Here is a 20904-nt window from a genome sequence, read left to right as displayed (position 1 = left end):
TCTTATCTTCTTATCTTCTAGAACGCTATAAACCCAAGCGAAATCAGGTTCAACGCCTTTAAGTCAGTTCTCATCTATTATTGAGGAAATAGCACGAATAAGCCTAAATAATGCCAACAATCAAAAAAACTCAACTATTTATGATAAAAATATCAAGTTTACTTGAGGAAAAGCACAAAACCATTCACTACAACGGGTAAGATGTCGCCCATCAAACAGCACATATTAGGGAAATAAGTGACTCATGGAATCGTGCTATAAAAATCCCTTAAGCAATTGCAAATAATGCTTACTTTATGAAGGCGTCGATCATGAAACAAGAATGGCAACAGTACATTCAAATTATCAAGCAAGTCGTTAAACCCGCTCTTGGTTGTACCGAACCAATTGCTGCTGCTTATGCCTCTTCTTTAGCTGTTCAAGAATTAAATGGCGTTGTGCCAGATGCCATTGAAGTATTGGTATCTGCCAATCTCTATAAAAACTCAATGGGTGTATTTGTCCCTGGTACTGGAAAAATAGGTTTACCGATCGCGGCAGCCTCAGGTGCCATTGCTGGTAACCCAAATGCTGGTCTAGAAGTTCTCGCTGGAATAACACAAGATCAAGTCGATGCAGCTCAAAAGCTAATAGATAGCGGAGCCATCAGCGTAAAGAAAATTGATACGGAAGAGTTTATTTACTGCTCAGTGACCGCACGTCACGCCCAAAATGAAGCTTGCGTGACGATCAGCGGTGGCCACACTAACATTCTTCGCAAAACAGTAAATGGCACCGTAACCTTTGAAGCGCCACTGACGGATAAAATAGCCACTGCATCGATTTGTGATGGGGTTGATATTAACATCAAAGCCATTTACGAATTCGCCCTATCGGCACCGTTTGCTGATATTTCATTTATATTAGATGCGGCTGATCTCAACGAAAAACTGGCCAATGAAGGGATGACCAACCCCTACGGCTTAGAAATTGGCCGAACGTTTCAGTCAAACATATCCAATGGCATTATCGGCGAAGATCTGATGACTAAAATTCAGATGTACACCTCTGCCGCTTCTGATGCGCGTATGGGGGGAGCAACTCTGCCTGCTATGAGTAATTTTGGTAGTGGCAACCAAGGGATCGCGGCAACCATTCCCGTTACGATCGCAGCCAAAACCTTTGGTAAAACAGAAGAAGATTTAGCGCGCGCACTGATTTTAAGCCACCTTGGTGCTATTTATATCAAGTCACACTACCCTCCACTATCCGCTTTCTGTGGTAATACGGTAACCAGCGCTGCCGCTTCGATGGCGATTGTTTATCTTGCCGGTGGATCATTTGAACAGTCCTGTTTTGCGATTCAAAACGTGATCAGTGATAGCTCCGGGATGATCTGCGATGGGGCCAAATCCTCTTGCGCGATGAAAGTTTGCACATCTTCTTCAACGGCCGTTCGTTCATTTATGATGGCGATGAACAATAGTTCAGTGCAAGGGCAAGGCATTGTTGCAAAAGAGGTTGAGCAGACGATCAAAAACGTGGGTTCAATGGTAAGTTGCGGCATGACGGCAACCGATAGCACCATCATCGATATTATGTCGGCATAGCAACTCGCTCGTCACTCAGCAATGGTCAGCCAGTAAAATAGATTGGTATAACAAGCATTTAAAGGTAATAACATTGGAAATCACGGCTTTTACTCAAAATGATTACGATATTCTTAACTCGATGTCTAATGTGGTGGATGGGATCGCACGGATGTATGGGGAATACACGGAGGTGGTACTGCATAGCCTCGACAGTGAGAATCCATCTATAGTGAAAATTGCCAATGGTCATGTTACCGGAAGAGGTCACGGCGCTCCCATTACCAATCTAGCCTTACTCAAACTAAAGGAAGGGAAAGATATCTCTGACTCTTACCTTACTAAAACCTCTTGTGGGAAAACATTACACTCAATCACCACGATTGTAAGAAACCCGCAAGATGTTCCCATTGGCCTATTGTGCATAAACGTGGACATGGATGCGCCATTACAATCTTTCCTACGCACGATGCTCCCTCCAAGCACTGCTTGCTGTGATATTTCACAATCGCCGGAAACCTTCGCGCAAAATATCGATGAGACCATCACCAGTACGATTAGCACCATAAAAGAAGAGACCTGGAAAAACGACGAAATTGCACCTTCAAAGCGTAATCGCGAGGTCGTCACAAAACTTCACGGGCTCAACATTTTCAAATATAAAGACAGTGTTCAACTCGTCGCTGAAGCATTAGGAATATCTAAAGACACTGTTTATCTGTATTTAAGAGAATTAGAAAATAGCTAGGTGAGAACCTAAAATCAGCTGAGTCAGCGCTAAGGAGATAACCGTTATCAGTTCGTCTCCTTTTTTATGCCTACTCCTTTCCTAAATCGTTTACTGCATTTCCATATATCTGTACCACGTCTCTATACCACTACGTAAAATAGAATTATCGAACGGCTAAAGCCTCTCCCCCTCATGAGAACTTCATTGCACATAAGGTTACTACAATCACATAATTTTATTAGGGTTATTGCGAATAGCTAACACCTAGAGTAATTATTCAGCTTATAAAATAAAGTCAAATTATCACTTTTTTATATAAGGATGTAAGCGTGAAACATAGCATTGTACCAATACTCATCTTAACCTCTTCAATTGCAGGATGTGGAGGCGGCGGTGGCAGTAGTAGTGGTGGCGGTAATAGCGATACTTTAGCGCAGCTTTCTCAGCAAAATGCCATATTTGCAGCAAATAGCCTAGAAACCCTTGAACAACCCGTTGCGTTATCAAATGTTGTTATTAGTGTACTCCATCAACTCAATCTAGAAGATGGAACAACAACAGCAGAATGCCTTTTTGATAGCAACGGTACTGGCACCTATACCGCAACACTAAACAATCAAACACTGAGCATTACATTTAATAGTTGTAACGTTGAAGGGCTTGGCGATATCACAGGTCAAACGACAGCAACATTTAGCTCTCTGCAAAAAAACAATCATTACTTAGAATTTGAAGGGGATATTAGTACCGTTGATTTAAAACATACTGCCGATGGAAATCCATATACGGCAAGTTACGGTGCGCATATTCAACAAACAATTACTTCCGAAAATAATGTTGAATATAGGATGAGTTTGACTGGGGATGAGAGTATCTCCATCAACGGAGCCCACTTATACTTCAAAGATAACGAAATTGTCAGGAGCCTAAATTATAATCAAGGTACCTACAGTATGACTGCCAAGGCCAACTTATCTCAACCAGATCAGTTCGATGGCGATATTTGGTTACGCACAACCTTACCGCTTAGTGGTTATATTCGTAGCTACCCCACAGCAGGCCACTATGAAATACAAGGGGCGAATGGAGACAAAGTAGTGGTATCTCCTAACTATTCAAATATTGCTGAGATTGACATAAACATTCAAGGGGTCCGTGACATACAAAATGTATCTTGGACAGATATGATGTTGGGATCCGCGATTAGTTTCCCTGCAAGACAAGGCATTAAATCGGGTGATATTTTTGATAATTTCAGCAAACGTTGGTACTTCAATGAACAATCACCAAAGATTAAGCATACCAATTCAAATCCACTTCAACCAAGTCAAACCATTTTAGTCATGCCGGCTCCCGCACCCCAAGATCTAAAGAATATTGAGTTGCGAAAATCGAGTTTAGGAGAGTTACTGCAAGATGACATGTATACCATTTCGGCAGATGGCCCTTGGGTTACGATCAACTTCACCAAAGATCTAGAAGTCGACAACAGCTATAACGTAATGCTTTTTGATGAAAGTTATAATCATTATGCATCATTTGACTTTGATACCACGCTCGCATTCAACATTGAAGTAACGCAAGATCAACTCCTTACAGAAATGTCTCCATTTACTCTTGGCATAACACAAGTTTCCTATGCCTCAGCACCAATAGCGATCGAGTGGAGCCACGTAAGCGGAGGTATGCACTTCATTCCAGTAAAAAAACTCAGTGCGACGACTGCTTCAATCGATCCACAAGACATGGAACCTGGGGAAATCTACGTATTTCTCGCAAAAATAACTGACCCATATAATCGCAAAACTGAGTCCCGAGTCAATTTAACGGTAAAAGATCCAATCAATGGTAATAGCTACTTATCTATTGAAACAGATTCAACTTATCCAAAACTGGCTAATCGAAATGTAACGATTGTCCAAGACTCGACCAGTGCCATTACAGCAACCAGCTTAAAAGTTGAAAATGCTTTTAACTCGAATGATGACAATGATTTCTTACTGGATGTCTCTGGTTTATATAACAATTATGTTAACACCAATATTGGAAATAAAATTGATTTAAAAACAAACAACCTTGATTGGGCTTATTACTGCAACACCAAAACAATGCAGCTAGAAGTGCTAGAAAATGAGCAAGTAGAGGAACAAAAAGAGACATATGTCGATTATTATCAAAAAGTGGCTCTAGACTTTACTATCAATTGCGATAGCGGAACGCTGAAAGGCAAATACCGCCACCGTTCAACCATTGAATAGACCATCATAAGCTTAATCAGCTGAACCATTCAGCTGGTTAAGTTTTTACATGAACAACAGACACTCCTCCCAGATCCTTTTGATGTATTTAATCCCTTACCAATCACCAAATCTCATTACTATAAATCAACCTCTTAGGTGTAGATTGCCGTTCCATATGTAAGCAATTTATTGCATTAATGTGATCGCAAATGATACAAATTGCCTTCAACACACTACACTGAAATGATATGCCGTAAATCATTCGGCAGCTCTATCATTCAATAGAGAACAGGTTGTCATAGAACAATCGAGTAATATATCGCTAGGCTAGGAGAGAGTATGAACACAACGTCATTTGGTCGATTTCAGTATCTTCCAATATTCGCCTTGATTGTATCCATGGTTTTTGGCGGGTATTTATATAATCAAACCCTCAATAGTTGGCTCACAAAAATCGTCAGCGACTACATGTTCAGCTTAGTTGATGACGTCACTCATGAAATTAAAGAGAAACAGATCGATCTTTACGACATGTCAGAGACAGAGGTCGACCAATTTCTTAATACCTTATCTCAAGCGAAGATTGGCCGCCGTTTTACAATTATTCACAGCTCAGGAAAAGTACTTGGTGATTCACAACTGACTCCACGAGAAGTTTCACAACAAGATGATCACAGTAATCGCCCTGAGGTTATCTCTGCATTAAGTGGACTCAATGGGTTATCACAACACTACAGCTCAACGCTTAACCAAGAGATGTTGTACGTTGCCAAGAAAATTGAACTTCCATTAGACGACCATGACCACGACTCCAGCTATATTCTTCGACTCGCAATGCCAATGACGACGCTTTATTCAATGGCAAAAGATCTCGAATATATCGTTTTTGCTCTGATGGGAAGTTCATTTCTCACTCTGCTACTGTTCTCTTGGTACAGTAATCGGAAAATTCTCCATTTAGTCAAACAAGAACGAAGCAAACAAGAAGATAGGATCCGCCAAAGTACACAAGAGATTGAGCTATTACACCGATTAGCCAATATGCTTGCCGCTTGTAACAACATCAATGAAGCACAAGCCGTGGTTTCCGATATTATTCCTAGGATCCTTGGGGATATTAACGGCAGCGTCTCTATCATGCGAGAATCACGTAACCAACTAGAAGTTAAACTCGACTGGGGTGGCGAATGGCCAGCCAATAAAGTGTATGCGCCACACGACTGTTGGGCTCTAAGAAAAGGCAGGTATCATTTATCTCATGATGACTACCACCAACTTCCTTGTAACCATATGGATAATTGCCAACAAGAAGGACGAACACTGTGCGTACCTTTAACGGCTCATGGCAACACTATCGGCATGTTTCATCTCTATTTTGATAGTAGTGATGAGCTAATCCCTGAGGAAACCAAACAGTTAGCCTTTACTATTGCAGAGCATTTGGGCTTAGCATTAGCCAACCTAAACCTACAAGAAAAACTCAGATCTCAAGCCTTAAGCGACCCTCTTACAGGGCTATTTAATCGTCGTTACTTTGAAGAAACCATCGACCAAGAGTGGTTACGCGCAAGCCAAGACAAAACACCAATGTCTTTGCTAATGCTAGATTTGGATCACTTCAAACGCTTCAATGACAACTTCGGACATGATGCTGGAGATTATGTTTTAAAAGAGGTTGCCAGTTTATTGAAAGATGATATTGATCAAGAGCATGTAGCATATCGTCTAGGCGGAGAAGAGCTAGCGGTACTCAGCCCTAACTGTTCTGTTGAGGAATCCATTGAACTTGCCAATTCGATCGTTAAGAAAATCCACAACCTACATCTTGATATGAAAGGATTATCTTTAGGACAACTTGGAGTCTCGATTGGCGTGGTCACCTATCCAGATATGAATGCTCCCACAGAGGCACTTGTTAAAGCCGCAGACACCGCATTGTATGAAGCGAAAGCCAATGGTCGTAACCAAGCAATACATGTAAAGCAGTCACAGTCACCTAAAAAGAAACAACAGAACAATGGTTCAAGCTCATCCCCTGAATCTGGCTCTATTACTGAGATTTCACCTCAAAAAAAAGCTGACAAGGTGAAAGTGAAGAACGCTTAAATGCTTGAAAAATAATCACGAACAAACGTAATAAAGGTTTTCAATTTCAGTGATGGGTATATCACTTGAGGATAAAGTAAATAAAGATGGTTTGGCTCGGGTAGTGTCTCTAATGGCAATACCCAGCTTAACTTTTCTTGCTTTATCTCCTCCTCTACGTAGTACTGTGCAATCCGAACAATCCCCTTTCCTGCCAGCGCTTGCTTCTTCAATAGATGATTTTCGTTCGTCGAAATCCAACCATTGACCAATATTTCTTGATTTTTTAATGGCCAATATTTCTGATGTAACGTCGTCAAACACTGGTGGTCTTCAAGATCACTCACCTGTTCAGGTATGCCATAAGTACTTAAATATTCAGGGGAAGCAACCAACACATGCTGATATGGAAACAGCTTCACCGCCACCATATTATCAGGAGGCAGATTCGTCGCTCGAAATGCGAGGTCAATTTCTTGTTGGTTTAAGTTGAATGTGGTGTAGCTAGAATTTATCTCAAACTGTACATCAGGATGAAGGCTTCTAAACTGATCACACAGCTCAAATAAATAGGTCTCTGCAAACATTTTAGGGGCGGTCAGTCGCAGTAGGCCGCTAATTTGGTTGTGGTCTTGAATGATATTCCGTTCAAGATCGATGACCTGAGAACGAATCGCCAAGCCTTGAGCATAAGCATGCTCACCTTCTTGAGTTAAACGAACACTTCGCGTTGTGCGAATCAACAGTGGGCACTGTAACTCTTTCTCAAGCAACTTTATCTGCTCAGAAAGATACCCCTTGGATATACCCAACTGTTGCGCTGCCTTAGTAAAGTTAAGCTGCCTTGCGAGCTCCACAAACAGCATTAATCGTTGGATCCTTTTATGTTCCATTTTTTATATATACCTAGTGACACATCACTCCTACTTTCGTTGGCCTAATATTACCATCCACAAAAGATTTGTTCGATATACAAAACAATGAATTCTTTTTATACCTCTTCACTTTAAGTTACCGAACAATAGAATAGCCATAAACCTCCGTAAAATGGACATGAAACGATGAGTACTGAACGAAATAGCCTGCTAACAAACCCTCTATCCAAAGCCAGTAAAATTGCATATGGCTGCATGGGATTAGGGGGTGGTTGGAACAACAATCCGGTGAGTAATGAGCACGTCCAACAAGCGAATGAAGTCATTGATACTGCATTAGAGTCGGGAATCACTGTCTTCGACCATGCTGATATCTACACCTTTAATAAAGCAGAGATTGCCTTTGGTTCAGTCTTGAAACAAACCCCCTCTTTACGCGATGACATGTTCATTCAATCCAAATGCGGCATTCGGTTTGAAGATGAATCCGCCCCAGGACGTTACGATTTTTCCAATGAATGGATAACGCATTCCGTCAACGGCATCCTAAAACGACTGCATACTGAAAAACTCGATATGCTACTTCTTCATCGCCCTGATCCATTAATGGATTTACATGAACTAGCGGCATCATTAGAGCGTTTAAACGCTGATGGAAAGTTTGATTATCTTGGGGTATCAAATATGAACTTGCATCAAATTCGTTTTCTACAATCAGCACTAGACTTACCAATTGTTGCTAATCAAATCGAAATGAGCTTGTCTAAACTTGATTGGTTAAATGATGGGGTATTAGTCGGAAGCGAAGGCAGCCAGCATGTTAATTTCGTTAGTGGGACATTAGAACACTGCCAAATGAACAACATTCAAATACAAGCTTGGGGTTGCTTAGCTCAAGGTCGATATTCCGAAGCAGGACTTCATTCGGAAGACGCCAATATTCGTAATACGGCGCAGCTTGTCTTGAATTTAAGTGAGAAACATCAAGTGCCAAGTGAAGCGATTGTATTGGCTTTTTTACTTCGTCACCCTGCCAACATTCAACCGATTATTGGCACAACAAACCTTGACCGCATCAGAGCTTCTGCTCTCGCACCAGCGGTTACCCTTTCACGAGAAGAGTGGTACCGCTTATTTGTCACTTCTCGCGGTCATGCATTACCATAACCACAAAATAAAAAGCACGAATACTATTCATTCAACAATGAGAGTATTCGTGCTTTTTAATCTCGATGGCATCCAGAACTCATGCCACCGAAATGCTATTAATAAGCTTTTGCTTCTTTAACGCGAATTGTGTTCTTTGCTATTTTCGTCATATTCAGCGCTTGCATTGCTTTTGTTGCTTCTTCAAATTCCGGCATTTCTACAAAACCGAATCCTTTCGATTGACCAGTTTCTGCATCAAGAACTAGATTGCTAGAAACAACCGTGCCGTACTCTTCAAAAAGTGCTTTCAATTCTTCAGCGGTCGTTGTGCGAGCAAGGTTGCGAACTAATAGTTTCATGGGTGCCATATCTTATTTAAGTGGTTATTTGTCCTCAAAGATTATCACAGATGCGCGAGCAGAAACCAAGTAGCGATTAACATCACAACTTAACGTTATTTTTCCACTCTTCACTGGTGCTCATAAAATAGTCATTTATAATTTCGCCCCCTTTATTTCCCGTGGAGTCACAGATGCATAAAATCAACGTGATTGGCACAAGTGGTAGCGGAAAAACAACCTTCAGCCAACAACTTGCCGCTATACTCGACTACCCTTACCTAGAAATGGACTTAATTTACTGGAAGCCACAATGGCAAGAGCCCAGCGATGACGAATTCTTCGCTGCATTACGCCATAAATTAGTTCAGCCAACATGGGTTTTAGATGGTAACTACAACCGTACCGCAGCAACGAAATGGAAAAATGTGGATACGATTATTTGGATAGATTACTCTTTCTCCCGCACTCTCTACCAAGCGATTACCCGGGCAATCAAACGCACCTTAAGCGGAAAAGAGCTATGGCCGGAAACGGGCAACAAAGAATCGTTTCGTAAGTCATTTATGAGCTCAGATTCCATCATTTTATGGACGATTAAAACCTACGCAAAAAATAGAGATAGATACCTCTCAATGATGAATGACAAGCGCTATCAACATATCAATTTCATTCAGATCAGATCGCCAAAAGAAGCGCATCAGTTTATTGAGCGTTATTCAAATAAGTAAACCGCGTTATAAATGAACACCTGCACGGTCGTTTCGCTCTTTTGCTTTGTCAACGTAACCTTGCACGTTATATTGAAGTCATCAACGAGACAGAGGTCAGCATGGCACAAAAATTTTATGTAGTATGGAAAGGACGACAAACGGGTATTTTTACCGATTGGGCAACGTGTAAAAGCCACGTCGATGGTTTCAATGGTGCTCGATACAAATCGTTCAAGACTCGATCAGAAGCAGAAAGTGCTTTTGGCGGTAAAAGCAGCCCTTCCAGCGCCACCAGCTCTCGAAGTAGTACAGCGAAAAAACCGGCAGCAAATAGCGTGAAAACCTATACTGCTCAAGAAATTTTGGCTTTAAATGCCGAGGTAAAAATATTCACCGATGGCGGTTGCGATCCAAACCCTGGCAAAGCGGGCTCTGGAGTGGCAGTTTATAGACAAAACCAACTTGAATCTCTTTGGCTTGGGTTATTCAATCCGAATGGCACCAATAACACCGCAGAGCTCAATGCGTTAAACCAAGCATTAATCATGGCTAAAAAAGAGACCGAAGCGAACCAAAGCACGGTGATCTTTTGCGACTCTAAGTATTCAATCCAATGCATTACTCAATGGGCAGCGAACTGGGAAAAGAAAGGATGGAAAAAAGCGGGCGGTGAGATTAAAAATCTAGAGCTGATCCAAGAGATGTTTACGCGTTACCAGCAACTAAAAAGCAAAATTAAGATTCTACATGTCAATGGGCACGTGGGCGTTGAAGGAAACGAGCTTGCCGATCGCATGTCGATGCTCGCGATCAAATCGAAAGAAGTTGCTTTCTCTCAATACCATGACACGCTTGATATTGAAACCATTCTCGCAATGCAAGCAGGATAAACCGCCTTTAACCATTGCGCTCTCATAGGCTCAGACAATCGAAGGGAAACAATGCTAACCATTAGACATTACCGTGACGACGATGCAAAAGCGACATGGGCGCTATTCTTCTACACAGTCCGAAATATTAACTGCCGTGACTATTCTGATGAGCAAGTGAGAGCTTGGGCCCCTGACGATTTTGACTTCAAAATTTGGCAAAAACGCATGAAAACCTTAAAGCCTTTCATTGCCGAATACGACGGAACGATAGTTGGATACTCTGATTTACAAGAAAATGGATTCATTGACCACTTCTTTTGCCATCATGAATATCAAGGGAAAGGGGTTGGGCGCGCGCTTATGCAGCACATTTTTACCCAAGGAGAAAGACGAGGAATCACTCGCTTCCATTCTGAAGTCAGTATTACTGCTCGGCCTTTTTACGAACATTTTGGTTTCATTGTCAAACACTCACAAATCATTGAAGTTCGTGGGCAGAACTTAACCAATTATGTGATGGAAAAGGTTACCGATCTCTCATCAGTACACTGAGCAAAATGCTTTATATCAATAACAGATTACAGAAAAGATAGCCTCGTCGAATTTTATAAATAAGCTTAACTCTTTTCCGTACAAGCCCTTTTCAATCCATTAAGTTGTATTTTTCTTTGCTACTAATGGATTGGATTATGTCGTCAATGGCGATTTCAAACTATCTCGGTTTGTTCATCTTACTCATGTTCACCCACCCATTTATGCTGGTGATACTCAACATGTTGATCTGGGATAAGGCTACCCGTGCTCGGTATTCAAGTCGATTTAATATCGTCTGTGCGATTTTGGCAGCGTGCTTGATGATAATGCACATGCAAACGGAAGTTGTGTATGGAAAAGAGTTGCTTGATCGCTGGTATTCGATGAACCCGAATGGATAACATTATCTCCTGTCAGGACTCAGATCACTCTAAGCCCTGATCGTTCTTACTCTATTCGTTTCCTCTTCTAGTCGCTTCCAGTCTTACGCGCATTTAACCACTCTAAATTTGATTTATAGGCGAGCGAGCTGCTGCTTTCTCTCTTTATTCACCACACAAAAATTACCACGTTTCGTTCGGCACTTTGAGCATCGTTCACATTCAACGGGTGAGCGATCTCCCTCTTTCCAGCGTTTAATTAAGCTCGGTTCAGAGAGTAACGGTCTCGATAGTGCGAAATACTGAATACCTGTGTTATTGGCAATCTCTTCTATCGCATTAATATCGGTTAGACCTCCGACAGTAATAACCGGAATATCCACCTCTTCACTAATCGCATGACCATATTGGTGAAAATACCCCTCTTCTTGAATGGTATGCCCATCAAAATGTTCGCCAATTAATGTGTTGGCTTTACCGTGAATATTGCCAGAAATGATAATGGCATCCACTCCGATTGATTCTAACTTCTGACAAATAAGCCGCGTCTCATCAAAAGTAAGCCCACCGTCAAAGAACTCTGAGGCCGTTAATTTCACTAGAAGAGGAAATTCATCGCCAACCAGTCTTCTTGTTTCAGCATAAATTTCAAGCAAGAATCGCATGCGATTATCTAGGTTACCACCATATTGATCCTCACGGCGATTGTAGTATGGGCTCAAAAACTGGTTGATCAAATATGTATGGGCAGCATGTATTTCTATGCCATCAAACCCTGACTCTTTTGCTCTTCTTCCCGCCTGCGCAAATGCTTGAACGATGTAACCTATCTCCTCTTGAGTCATCGCCTTGCCAAGAGTTTGGGTACCTATTTCGCATACATCACTCGGGGCGTAAATTAGACGCTCACCAACGTTGTATGTGGTTTTCGTTCCGCCATAAGCAAGTTGCATCACTATTTTTGAATCATAGTGATGGACTAAATCCGTCAGTTTCTGGAATTCATCGATAAAGGAATCATTGTACATCCCCATCATTCCAGCGTTAGGCTTCTCTTCTTCTACAATATTGGCGTAACCCGTCACGATTAAGCCGACTTCACCTTTCGCTAACTCTTCATAGATCGCATATAACTTATCCGTCATATGCCCCTCTTCTGTCGCCATGTTTTCCCATGTCGCACTACGAATGAAACGGTTTTTTAAAGTCATGCTGCCAATTTGGCTTTCAGAAAACAAAGTGCTCAAACTCAACCCTCTCGACATTTATTGTCATAATTTCCGGATATTAAAAGGCAAAAAAGAACAGCCACGTATTCGCATAGCTGTTCTTTTTTGTTCATTTTTGCTGTGTCAATCAGCAAGCGAGGATGTTATCAATAATATTAATGATAAATGTTAATCCAGATTAAGAACATCACACATAAATGCCATGAAACGGCGGTATCCCATACGTTGCATCATGGATCAAATATCACTAGGATGAATAACCATCGTATATTCCAACCACAAAAAGGATGATTAATATGCTCATTATTTTCAGTTGTAAAGCTCATGCAGATATCACCATGTTTGGTGACGTTGGATTACAAATGTTAAAGATGATGGGGCACAGTGGAACCGTTCTAGGAGCGATTCAGGCATCGGAAGTAGCCACTGCACTCTCTCAATTAAAAGCAGCAGTCGCAAAAGAACAGAGAGCATCTGAACTCAACGATTCAGAACTCGATGACAACGGTGATGACCTTGTTGAGCAGAGCGTTAGTATCAATAATCGAGCACTACCGTTAATTGCATTACTCACTGCGGCTGCCAAAGAAGAGTGTCATGTCATGTGGGAATCTGTCGGAAAGTAATCATGACAGCAGCCATCATTACAGCAGTTAGCCATCACAACAGATAGCCAAATACAAAAAAAGGTAGCCATGGATAGGGCCACCTTTTGTTTATCAGCATAGAGTACCTTTCTGGAGAAGTAGTCCGGTAAATTATGCCGCTTTCAAGTCGCGTGTTGGGTAAGTTAATTTGTACCCATCAACTTGAACGTGCGTGTAGTTGCCACCACTGCTTTGACCCGTTACAACCATTGGACCTAATTCCACACCTTTAGTCGCGACAACTTGATCATCTATTGCAAACATTTTAATACCTTAAATCGACAGATTAAATTACAAAAAATATCTGCCAGTATTAAATCAGGATCGCCATTTATCGACTAATCAGGTTTTTAATCGTATGGATAAAAAATTTGCAGGTTCCCTTCGGACATCAAACCTTAACAACGTTTCCCGAAAACGTGATACTGCCTTTTTTGATCGCCTTTGATTGATACATCGCCGCATCGGCTTTTGTCAGTATATCTTTCTCACTTTGATTACCCGGTGCAATCATATGCACACCAATACTGCTCGACACCTTAATCGTATGCTGTTCATATTGGATAGGTATATTCACGAGCTTTTGCATCTTCAAGGCTAATTTCTCGGCCTTCTCTTTCGCTTGCTCCTCAGATTTGCCTAAATGTGTGTGCAATAAGGCAAACTCATCCCCGCCTAACCTTGCCAACACTTCATGCCTTTGGGCCGATCGCTTTAACCTTGCCCCAAGCTCCACAAGCACTTCATCACCAATATAGTGCCCAAGTTGATCGTTTATCGGTTTAAACCCATCCAAGTCAAAATAGATAAGAACACCAAAATGGCTAGTGTGTGCCATATAGTCCAAACCGTTCGTCAATTTAGTATCAAACATACGCCGATTATATAAACCAGTAAGAAGATCCGTATTGGATTCTTTTTCTAATTCAATTTGCGCTTCCTCTGTATAGCTCAATAACGTAAATACGCCAACGGTAGTACAAAAAGCAGGCCAAATAATTTGTGAATAGAGACTCGAACGCGCAAATAAGTCTGGTGATACTTCAAGTAATATTGAGCGACCGATGATCACCACTGTCATGAAAAGGAAAGCGTAACCGACAATAATGTCCGATGGGTGACGTTTCACTTTCAATTTTAAAAACATATAACTAATGGCACAAAATGCGATAGGAAGAAATACGCTACTGACATGCAGATAACTCTTTAAATCTGAAACCATCAACGCATATATTTGAGCGAGCACTTGAAGACAAAACATGCCCACAGGAACAACCCAAGGCAAGTTGACACCACATCGCCTCGAACTAAAGACCACCATTCCCCACACAAAAATTGAAGCAGACACTGCCGCTAAGATTTCCAAAAATATATTTACTTCAAATACGTAAATAAACCAACTCACAAAATACGCAAGAAAGGAGATCATAAAAAATTGAATTGAATGGGAGTTGCTTTCAAGCTCTTTAACGCGAGTTCCAGCAAGAGCAAATACCAAGTTTATCAACGCAACACTGAAGTAATAAGCTTGCTCAACACTCATTTATTTTGGAACTCCTTTTTATAAGCCTTTTAGCTTCATTGCTATAAAATTAGCGGCCGTAATGTAAGAACACCTGGCTCTCTACTAATCTGACCAGTATCGCACAAAATAACCACAACATGGCAACCTACACTCAAACAAATTAACTATTCATACCTTTTTTTAGCAATAAAAAACCTTATTATCAATTAAAGTTCATGTTTATTGGATATCAAGCTTATTGGATATCGAGTTTATTGAGTAGAGACGGAAAACCCCAGCCATCCTCACCCACCACAATCGGTTCTCCAGTTAAGTACTCATACAGAGTTGGCGCTAATGAACCATTCTCTTCTATCGACAGTGGTGTTGCTTTCTTGCCAATTGGCTTCCCCCAAAAACCAAGAAACGCATCTTTTTCGAGATAATCTTCACCCGCATGACGACCTGGCACTTTGGTATTAAATCCAATACCCGACTTGGGAAATAGATTAATTGTGCCCGCTCGTGACTCTTCATAAATGGCGGCTAATTGATTCACAGAATCTGGCTTGATACTAAAACGGGTCAACTCACGCCATTGTTGCTGGTTACACCATGTCGTCACATCACTCTCTTTCGCACGATACAGACATTGATCCACCAATTGGGCATAGTGGTTAAATGCCTCTTTTGAAGGCGCTGGGATATATGGATTCAGCTGTTGGATGCCTAACAGACGAGGAACCTGAGCTGGCACATTTTCTTGTGCATGGTAGTAACGCTTATCGCCGATCCTAGTGATAAACTCATCCACTCTTTTTCCATTGCGTGTTGCGACCAACCTGACTTTGCATCGGTTTAAATCGCACGGTTGTTCTCGTATCACCATATAATCAAGAGTCTCACTCAAGCGCTGAGCAACCTCGTTGACGATATCGATACTTTCACCATTGGGCGTATTAGCCGCTTGCCATTGAGTCAATTCTTGGTAAGTCGGTTGTACTTTCCATCCTTCTTGGGAATTGAAGAAATCCAACATAAAATTACCACCAGCCGTTGATGCCACAATCACATCATGCTGTTTGCTGCTTGGGTAATTCAAAGCATTGGTGAATTTAGGACCTTCACCTTCATCAGAAGATATTTTCATGATATTCAAATCGTATCCAAGATCTTGAGCCAATTCATCGAACACCACTTTCTCTGGATTTAAGGCATAAAATACTGGCGTGAGGCCATGATCGCCCGCCATTCCCCATAATGTTTGGTCATAAATACCCGCCTCTTGATAGGTTTTTTCAATTTCCGACAACCAGTAATCCAGACGATTCAACTCACCTGTGGGCATAATGACTTCATCACTGAAAGGTCCGGTGAAATGAGCAAAGTGATCAGGCCACGGGTTATAAATCAGAGTAAAATCAGGCATACCTTTACCATCTTGTTGCGCCAATCGTTTAATGCTCTGCTCAACTTTCCATTTCATGGTGAGTTTTGTATAAAAATCAAACGTCGAAATGCTTTCGTATGCTTGAATATCTTCCAGTAACTCAGTTCGACCTCTGCGTAATTGAATTTCAACTTTCGACCGCTCTTGCAGCTCGCGAACACACCGTTTTTCACCATAATCTCGTTGTGATTCCCCCAGACCAAGGTTCACCAAGCCGTCATAGGTTGTATGAGCATTCCAATCATACTGAGCATTGCAATTGAGGGTTTTAAGGTAATCCAAGCGGTCAAACATAGTTTTTACCTGATTATCCACCATTAGCCGATCAAGCTGTAAGGCATCATTACCAAAAAAGTAATAGGCTCGATCTTGTTCTCGGTCGACAAAATGGAAATTTGGGATCCCTGTGCCTTTATCTCCTGAAACCTTAGCGCCTGTTTTTATAATTGGTAAATTTCGCACGCTAATTGTCGGAGTAGATGAGACCCCGACCTGCACAATGGAGTCACGGTAGTCAGTATATAATCGTTTAAAAAATGGCAAATAACTCGGATCTTGATAACTCTGCTCGGCCAATCTCTGCATAAATTTAACTTGCTGTTGATGCTCAGGCTCAATTGTTGGTTCTTTCACAGGTTTCACATCAGTACGTTGTTGGTGGGCTTTGTAAGCTTCTGAGATGAACGGAGAGGAGGAGTCAACCAAACCTTCGAGTAAACCTTGCTGTAACCCGTCTACTGTCACCTGAACGGCAAACCGACGCTTCTGTTGAGATTCAAGAAAATCAGTTAACTGAGTAGGATCATCATCGAATGCTTGCTGCATCCAATTATTGAGAGCCTCTTCGCGCTCCTGCTGATAAATAAATTGCCGATACGCTTTCAACACATTTAATCGCACAAAATCAATCAAAGTTACGGTCAATGCCTGAGCTTTATTATTCACTTTACCCACGTTTTCCGGCAACGCATCCTGCAATACCGCTTTCACTGCGGCTTTCATGTCACCCTCACCCATTCCAAGTTCTGCTTGTGCTAGCAAATCGATAATAATGGGTTGGATTGTATTAATAATTTTTAAATCATTACGACTGTTCGTTAGGTAAGTATAACTATCAGGTAACGTATCCAGCTTTTGCCATTGACCAATTTGTACGAGAGCATCATAAATAACGACCATCGAGGCGATAAATTGATCATCGACTTTGAGCCCTTGGTGATGGCTCGAATCAGATTCAGCATGCAAGCTTTGATCTGTTTCAAGCTCTGAAGAATCGGATAATTGAAATAAGCTATGTTCAAAGTTGGCGAGAGTCGATTCATCGTAACGTGTTTTTAAATAGGCTTTGAAGACATCATCAGAGCTGAGCCCTACATAGCGATCGTAATAGCTATATAAAAAATACCCAAGTGGGATTGAGTAGGTGGGATCGGATAGTTGAGCCATCACTCTGGCTTTGGTTTTTACATCTAACGGCAATGTGAGGATATAAGTATCAAGCGTCACGCCTGCGATTGTAAATAAAGCAGCATCTCGACTAAAACGAGTCGAATAAGTGATAGATGAAACCACCTGATTTTTAAAAACTTGAGCTGAATTAAAGACCCCCCCAACAACCGGAACCGTTTCAATATTTGCAGCGTTAGCCAGCGAGGTTGCCAATACCAAGGGAGAGAGTGCAAAGGTAGAGACTGCCAATATTGACCTTCCCTGTTGCCAAAACTTAGATTTATTTTCCATATCAGACTCAAATTATATAAAACCCATTTATTGTTCCACTTACAACCTATAAGTCAAATTTTCATCTTACACCTTAAAAAATAAGTTAATTTTACACATTGTTAACTATATGAATTTAGTGGCTTATTAGATTTACCTTATAATGTTCTGCTCAAACAATGAGATCTATCACATATGAAATATTGTGAACTGCGCCCAAAATGCTTAACTTGATACAAACTTCAACCCAACAGTTTTGCAACAAAATAGAGATCAAAAGGATATGACTCACCTTGTAGGAAGACATTTAGAAGAGATGGCCGATATTCGTTCTACACGAAAACGAAAAATCGTATTGATATGTTCAATTGCATCTTGTTGCCTTTTTTTTATCTATAGCGTTCTTTACTTCACAGCAAACAATTATTGGTTTGGAACGTTTGATCTTATCTGGGCAGGAATTGCATTAGCGAATAGCATCTACGTGCTCCGGAAAAAACAACCTGCTTATGCCGACCTTATTTTAAGCAGCATTTTATTGATCCAAGGCGTTGTCCTTTTTCTTTATAGCCAAACTGTATCCGATCACCTGCTGTGGCTATACCCAATTCTCGCCGCCGTTATCTTTATCAACGAATTTCGTATCGGCTTAATGTTAAGCTCGTCATTCTTTGTTCTCATATCGTCCATCACTGTGCTCTCAGGTGTTATTGAGATACCGACCACTTATGCGGCTAGTCGGTTTTTATTTAGCCTTCTAGCAATGTGTGTGATTTGTCATACTTCCGCTTATTATTACGCAAAAATCATCAGCTACATACAGAGCCTTTATCAAGAAGGAATTGAAGATCTTGCCTATATGGATCAGCTCACAGGCCTTGCAAATAGATGGAGTTTTGAGAATTGGGCAAAACAAAAGTTAACTAAGATTGAAGCGAATAAAGGCATTACGGCACTCATTTTTATCGATATCGATGACTTTAAGGTAATTAACGATAACTATGGTCATGATGTCGGTGATCGAGTGCTACAACATTTTGCTAAACGTTTAAAAAACAACATTAGAACCAAAGATAGAAAAACTGACAATCAAGATTACTCAATCGCCCGCTACGCTGGGGACGAATTCATTATACTGCTCTATGATGTGCGTTCAGAACAAGATTTAAACCAAATACTGCATCGTATTTGTCACCTGTTTGATCATGATTACAATGGCCACGAACGTATCAATAGCTTAACAGTCAGTGTCGGAGCTGCCATATTTCCTCAAGATGCTGAGGATTTACCTGAACTCACTCGTTGCGCAGACAAAGCCATGTACGCAGCAAAACATTCAGGCAAAAACCGCTTTAGTTTTTATCAAAACTGCATTCCTGACAGTCTCGACATTGCTGACAATCACGAACAAAATTATCATAGTTTGCCCATGTCCCAAATATCAGAAGCACATAATGTGGTATCAATGAAAAAACGCTAACGTGTCATATACATTACCCAGAGAGAGAATGCTGCGATAACCACCAACCAAGCCACATATCTTATGTGATCTGGTTTATTCGGTTTTCGCTTGATAACAGGCCTCATTGCTGTGACTTTTGCTTTCTCAATAAAGCTAGATTGCTCGAATCCGTATCGACGCTTATCCGCTTTATTTGCAACTTGCGCAAATCTCTGCCTTTGATCTGTTGTGAAGTCATTACTCATGTCATAACTGCTGCCACTATCATTGTGTTTTGCTTGTACAGCCATATACGCCTCCTCGAGTCGATTCCACCAATACATAAGTATAGTAAAAAAACCGCCACTCAGTTCATTCAAAAAAGTTGAACAAGATACTCAGAAATCCAACGTGCTCTTCCCTTCATCAATTCTTTACACTTCTTTCATCAAAGAAACCTTCAGGAGTGCATCATGTCTACACCAAGAACGATTCAAAGTATCATCCCATCTCAGGCCACTTCTGACGGGGATGGGGTTAAAATTCATCGTGTTGCTGGGTTCAATAATGCAAAATTCTCGCCATTTTTAATGATGGATGAATTAAAGTCGGATCAACAAGCGGATTACATTGGTGGTTTTCCACCGCACCCACACCGTGGAATAGAGACTCTCACCTACATGCTCAATGGCCATTTTCAACATAAAGATCAGATGGGAAACATCGGTCAGCTCATGAGTGGCGGGGCTCAGTGGATGGCAGCAGGGCGCGGAGTGATCCACAGTGAAATGCCGATTATGGAAGAGGGACAGTTGCATGGTTTTCAAATTTGGATCAACCAACCATCCCACGACAAGATGAAGCCTGCTCAATACCATGATTTTCAATCAGATTCGATAACAGAACATCAGAAATCAGGGCTCGGACTGATCCGCGTAATTTCAGGAAACTTAAACGCTAATAGCCAACCATTAGCTGGGCCGTTAGATAAAACAGGCGTTCCTGTTACCGTCGCGGATTGGCGTTCAGATAGCGGAGACCAGGTCAAATTAGAAACAAACCCTACACATAACATGATGATTTTTATCTATAAAGGGAAAATATCAATTGGTGACAGAAGTGTAGATCAAGGGGAGATGGCGCTATTGACTCATGGTGAATATGCCCAACTAACGGCCAACGTAGATAGCGGTGTTCTAATTTTCTCAGGTCAACCTATCAAGGAACCCGTTGTCCACTACGGCCCATTTGTGATGAATTCATTATCCGAAATAGAGCAAGCCATACAAGATTACAACTCAGGGGCTTTCGAACGCTATTAATTTTATTTTGAGAGTCAATTTAAGACGCATAACGATGACATTCCACTGCCAACGATTATTTTCCGTCTTATATACCACGCTCGCGATGAGCGTGGTTTTTTTCTCTCT

Annotated in this window: 19 protein-coding genes; 12 read left to right on the top strand and 7 right to left on the bottom strand. The window is 41.2% G+C overall.

The features are described 5' to 3' along the window. Positions 1 to 311: 311 nt before the first annotated feature. The 4 genes from FCV43_RS09875 (at position 312) to FCV43_RS09860 (ending at position 6644) form a co-directional block, all read left to right on the top strand. Positions 312 to 1589 carry a serine dehydratase subunit alpha family protein gene (locus FCV43_RS09875; RefSeq protein ID WP_136995060.1) on the top strand — a complete coding sequence of 426 codons (1278 nt, stop codon included), beginning with the start codon at positions 312 to 314 and terminating at the stop codon, positions 1587 to 1589. Between the two features lie 121 nt (positions 1590 to 1710). After that, positions 1711 to 2316 (top strand): helix-turn-helix transcriptional regulator, encoded by a 606-nt coding sequence (locus FCV43_RS09870; RefSeq protein WP_431188290.1) that lies wholly within the window; start codon positions 1711 to 1713, stop codon positions 2314 to 2316. Between the two features lie 311 nt (positions 2317 to 2627). Then, on the top strand, positions 2628 to 4556 hold the full coding sequence (locus tag FCV43_RS09865; RefSeq protein WP_136995058.1) for a hypothetical protein: 1929 nt from the start codon (positions 2628 to 2630) through the stop codon (positions 4554 to 4556). Positions 4557 to 4877: 321 nt separating this feature from the next. Then, entirely contained in the window at positions 4878 to 6644 is a 1767-nt protein-coding gene (locus FCV43_RS09860; RefSeq protein WP_136995057.1) for a sensor domain-containing diguanylate cyclase, read from the top strand. Here the strand turns inward: FCV43_RS09860 and FCV43_RS09855 are convergent. Beyond that, positions 6641 to 7516 (bottom strand): LysR family transcriptional regulator, encoded by an 876-nt coding sequence (locus FCV43_RS09855; RefSeq protein ID WP_136995056.1) that lies wholly within the window; start codon positions 7514 to 7516, stop codon positions 6641 to 6643. The two genes, FCV43_RS09860 and FCV43_RS09855, sit on opposite strands and share 4 nt — an antisense overlap. Positions 7517 to 7684: 168 nt before the next feature. Between FCV43_RS09855 and FCV43_RS09850 the strand changes: the two genes are divergently transcribed. After that, positions 7685 to 8665, top strand: coding sequence for an aldo/keto reductase (locus tag FCV43_RS09850; protein WP_136995055.1), 981 nt, complete (start codon positions 7685 to 7687; stop codon positions 8663 to 8665). A gap of 98 nt (positions 8666 to 8763) precedes the next feature. Here FCV43_RS09850 and FCV43_RS09845 read toward each other — a convergent pair whose 3' ends face one another. Continuing rightward, the gene (locus FCV43_RS09845; RefSeq protein WP_136995054.1) at positions 8764 to 9006 is read right to left on the bottom strand and encodes an RNA recognition motif domain-containing protein; all 243 of its coding nucleotides are present in this window, start codon (positions 9004 to 9006) and stop codon (positions 8764 to 8766) included. 173 nt (positions 9007 to 9179) lie between these two features. Here FCV43_RS09845 and FCV43_RS09840 point away from each other — a divergent pair, with 173 nt between their 5' ends. The 4 genes from FCV43_RS09840 to FCV43_RS09825 all read left to right on the top strand — a co-directional run bounded on the left by FCV43_RS09840 (position 9180) and on the right by FCV43_RS09825 (position 11505). After that, entirely contained in the window at positions 9180 to 9716 is a 537-nt protein-coding gene (locus tag FCV43_RS09840; RefSeq protein ID WP_136995053.1) for an adenylate kinase, read from the top strand. A gap of 101 nt (positions 9717 to 9817) precedes the next feature. Then, positions 9818 to 10588, top strand: coding sequence for a ribonuclease H family protein (locus tag FCV43_RS09835; protein ID WP_136995052.1), 771 nt, complete (start codon positions 9818 to 9820; stop codon positions 10586 to 10588). 51 nt (positions 10589 to 10639) lie between these two features. Continuing rightward, a complete protein-coding gene (locus FCV43_RS09830; RefSeq protein WP_017053813.1) occupies positions 10640 to 11122 on the top strand; it encodes a GNAT family N-acetyltransferase in 483 nt (160 codons plus the stop codon). Between the two features lie 137 nt (positions 11123 to 11259). Continuing rightward, entirely contained in the window at positions 11260 to 11505 is a 246-nt protein-coding gene (locus FCV43_RS09825; protein WP_017053814.1) for a hypothetical protein, read from the top strand. Positions 11506 to 11618: 113 nt separating this feature from the next. Here the strand turns inward: FCV43_RS09825 and FCV43_RS09820 are convergent, their stop codons facing one another. After that, positions 11619 to 12731: an NADH:flavin oxidoreductase gene (locus tag FCV43_RS09820; protein WP_136995051.1), complete on the bottom strand. Its 1113-nt coding sequence runs from the start codon at positions 12729 to 12731 to the stop codon at positions 11619 to 11621. A gap of 278 nt (positions 12732 to 13009) precedes the next feature. Here FCV43_RS09820 and FCV43_RS09815 point away from each other — a divergent pair, with 278 nt between their 5' ends. Next, a complete protein-coding gene (locus tag FCV43_RS09815) occupies positions 13010 to 13339 on the top strand; it encodes a DUF1840 domain-containing protein (protein WP_136995050.1) in 330 nt (109 codons plus the stop codon). 132 nt (positions 13340 to 13471) lie between these two features. On the opposite strand, the gene FCV43_RS20380 is transcribed toward FCV43_RS09815, so the two are convergent. The 3 genes from FCV43_RS20380 to FCV43_RS09805 all read right to left on the bottom strand — a co-directional run bounded on the left by FCV43_RS20380 (position 13472) and on the right by FCV43_RS09805 (position 18054). After that, positions 13472 to 13624, bottom strand: coding sequence for a hypothetical protein (locus FCV43_RS20380; RefSeq protein ID WP_017053817.1), 153 nt, complete (start codon positions 13622 to 13624; stop codon positions 13472 to 13474). A gap of 127 nt (positions 13625 to 13751) precedes the next feature. Then, a complete protein-coding gene (locus FCV43_RS09810; RefSeq protein WP_113798529.1) occupies positions 13752 to 14903 on the bottom strand; it encodes a GGDEF domain-containing protein in 1152 nt (383 codons plus the stop codon). A gap of 217 nt (positions 14904 to 15120) precedes the next feature. Continuing rightward, complete coding sequence (locus FCV43_RS09805; RefSeq protein ID WP_136995049.1) at positions 15121 to 18054, bottom strand: alkaline phosphatase family protein; 2934 nt, start codon at positions 18052 to 18054, stop codon at positions 15121 to 15123. A gap of 262 nt (positions 18055 to 18316) precedes the next feature. Here FCV43_RS09805 and FCV43_RS09800 point away from each other — a divergent pair, with 262 nt between their 5' ends. Then, complete coding sequence (locus FCV43_RS09800; RefSeq protein WP_136995048.1) at positions 18317 to 19513, top strand: GGDEF domain-containing protein; 1197 nt, start codon at positions 18317 to 18319, stop codon at positions 19511 to 19513. Here the strand turns inward: FCV43_RS09800 and FCV43_RS09795 are convergent. Further along, on the bottom strand, positions 19510 to 19785 hold the full coding sequence (locus FCV43_RS09795) for a hypothetical protein (protein WP_113798535.1): 276 nt from the start codon (positions 19783 to 19785) through the stop codon (positions 19510 to 19512). The two genes, FCV43_RS09800 and FCV43_RS09795, sit on opposite strands and share 4 nt — an antisense overlap. Before the next feature lie 162 nt (positions 19786 to 19947). On the opposite strand from FCV43_RS09795, the gene FCV43_RS09790 reads away from it, so the two are divergent. Continuing rightward, the gene (locus tag FCV43_RS09790; RefSeq protein WP_136995047.1) at positions 19948 to 20796 is read left to right on the top strand and encodes a pirin family protein; all 849 of its coding nucleotides are present in this window, start codon (positions 19948 to 19950) and stop codon (positions 20794 to 20796) included. The last annotated feature ends 108 nt before the right edge of the window (positions 20797 to 20904 follow it).

The sequence above is a fragment of the Vibrio genomosp. F6 genome (genome assembly GCF_005146325.1).
Classification (GTDB): domain Bacteria; phylum Pseudomonadota; class Gammaproteobacteria; order Enterobacterales; family Vibrionaceae; genus Vibrio; species Vibrio cortegadensis.
Note: the sequence above shows the minus strand (reverse complement) of the source record. Positions and strands in the feature narration are given on the sequence as shown.